The sequence below is a fragment of the Methylobacterium sp. WL116 genome, assembly GCF_008039455.1.
Classification (GTDB): Bacteria; Pseudomonadota; Alphaproteobacteria; order Rhizobiales; family Beijerinckiaceae; genus Methylobacterium.
On the sequence record NZ_VRUV01000684.1, the window covers coordinates 1 to 2,042 of the forward strand.

General features: G+C 73.8%; 1 protein-coding gene and 1 pseudogene. One reads left to right on the forward strand and one right to left on the reverse strand.

All coding sequences use genetic code 11. From position 1 onward, the window contains the following. Positions 1-683, forward strand: a pseudogene (locus tag FV223_RS26230) (ADP/ATP-dependent (S)-NAD(P)H-hydrate dehydratase); the annotation flags it as partial. A gap of 51 nt (positions 684-734) precedes the next feature. On the opposite strand, the gene FV223_RS26235 reads toward FV223_RS26230, so the two are convergent. Then, positions 735-2,042: multicopper oxidase family protein (locus FV223_RS26235; protein WP_147729674.1), on the reverse strand; the 1,308-nt coding region annotated here is incomplete at its 5' end.

The window sequence follows — 2,042 nt, forward strand, 5'->3', positions numbered from 1 at the left end:
CTGCGGATCGGGGCCGGGCTCGTCACGGTGGCCTCGCCGGCGCGGGCGCTGGCGGAGAACGCCGCCCACCTCACCGCGATCATGCTGCGGCCGTGCGACTCCGCCGACGACCTCGACGACCTGCTCACCGACGAGCGCATCAACGCGATCCTGGCGGGCCCCGGCCTCGGCGTCGCCTCGCCGACGCCGGGCGCGGCCTCGTGCTCGACGCCGATGCGCTGACGAGCTTTGCCAAGCAGGCGACCCTGCTCGCCGCCCACCTCGCCGACGGCGACGCGAAGGCGGTGCTGACCCCGCATGCGGGCGAGTTCGCGAAACTGTTCGCGGGCACCGACGCCGTCGCGGAGGTCGGCAAGCTCGAGCAGGCCCGCCGCGCCGCCGCACGGGTCGGCGCCGTGGTGGTGCTCAAGGGCCCCGACACGGTGGTGGCCGCCCCCGACGGCCGCGCCGCGATCAACGACCACGCCACGCCGTGGCTCGGCACCGCCGGCTCGGGCGACGTGCTCGCCGGCCTGGTCGCGGGGCTCCTGGCCCAGGGCATGCCGCCGTTCGAGGCGGCCTGCGCCGCGGCCTGGCTCCACGGCGATGCCGGCCTGCGCCACGGCCCGGGGCTGATCGCCGAGGATATTCCGGAGTTGATGCCGGCGGTGCTGGCGGAGGTTCTGGAAGAGCTTGGAGGGTGACGACGGTCTTTTCCCTCCCCCGCAAAGGGGGGAGGGAAGAAGCGGGCTGCGTCACGTCACCTCGAAGCAGGTCCACAGCCCGGTGTCGAACCGCTCCAGCACCGTCGCGCTGATCAGCCAGCGGCCGGGATTGTCGGCCTGGAAGGCGATGCGGGCGGTGCGGCCTTCGAGGAGCTGGAAGGTGTCGAGCCAGTAGGGCTCCCAGCCGTCGTCGAGGGGGTGGAGCAGGCGGAAGACGTGGCCGTGCAGGTGCAGCGCCTGCGGGAACGCGGTCTCGTTGCGCAAGGCCAGCACCACCACCTGGCCGCGCTTCACCGTGAAGATCGGCGCGAGGCCCGCGGTCGCGCTGGTGCCGTTGACCGACCAGATCCGGTTGGCGTCGCCGGAATAGGCCGGCTCCGCCTCGGGCTTGTCCTTCGAGAGGCTGGCGCCGCCGGTGATCACCACGTCGCGGCGCAGCGCGTTCTGCAGCTTGACCTCGCGCGGCAGCAGCGGGTTCTCGCCGATCGGCCCGATCGGCGGCCGCTTCTCGGTGACGGCCGAGCCCTTGGTGACGACGGTGGCGAGCTGCAGGCCCTGGCCGACCAGCGCGGTGATCGCCCCCTTCGCGTCGGCCTCCGCCGGCAGGTCGATCAGCAGGTCGTAGCGGGTGCCGGGCGGGAACGGCAGCGTCGCGCGCAGCGGCTCGAACGTGTCGGTCGGCTGGCCGTCGACGGCCGCGACGTAGACCTTCAGGCCCTCGAAGCGGATGCGGGTCGCCCGGGCGTTGCAGGCGTTGCCGAGCCGCACCCGGATCCGGCTGCCCGGCCGCGCCTCGAAGGTGGCCGGCACGTTGGCGCCGTTGATGGTCACGAGGTTGCCGAGCCGCCCGTTGCTCGCCGCGAACGCGGTCTGGCCGAAGGGCAGCAGCGCGCCGTCGTCCTGCAGGCGCCAGTCCTGCATCAGCAGCGACACGTCGGCCTCGACCGCGGGGGGCGCCTTCTCCTCGACGATCAGGAAGCCGGCGAGGCCCCGGCCGGACGGCTCGCTCGATCCGCCGACCACGAGCGGACGGACCAGGAAGGTGCCGGCGTCGGGCGGCACGAAATCGTAGGTGAAGTCGGCGCCGGGCGCGATCGGCGCCTGCGTCACGCCGCCGACGCCGTCCATGGCGTTCTTGTTGCGCACCCCGTGCCAGTGCAGCGAGAGCGGCTTGTCAGTCCTGTTCTCGACCCGCACGCGCACGGCCTCGCCGAGCTTCACCCGGAACGTCGGAGGCGCCGAGGTCCCGTCGAACGACCATACGGCGGTCTCGGGGGCGGGCTCGGCCCGGAAGCGCGTCTTGGACGGCGCCGCCTTCGCGGCGCGCGGCTCCGGCAG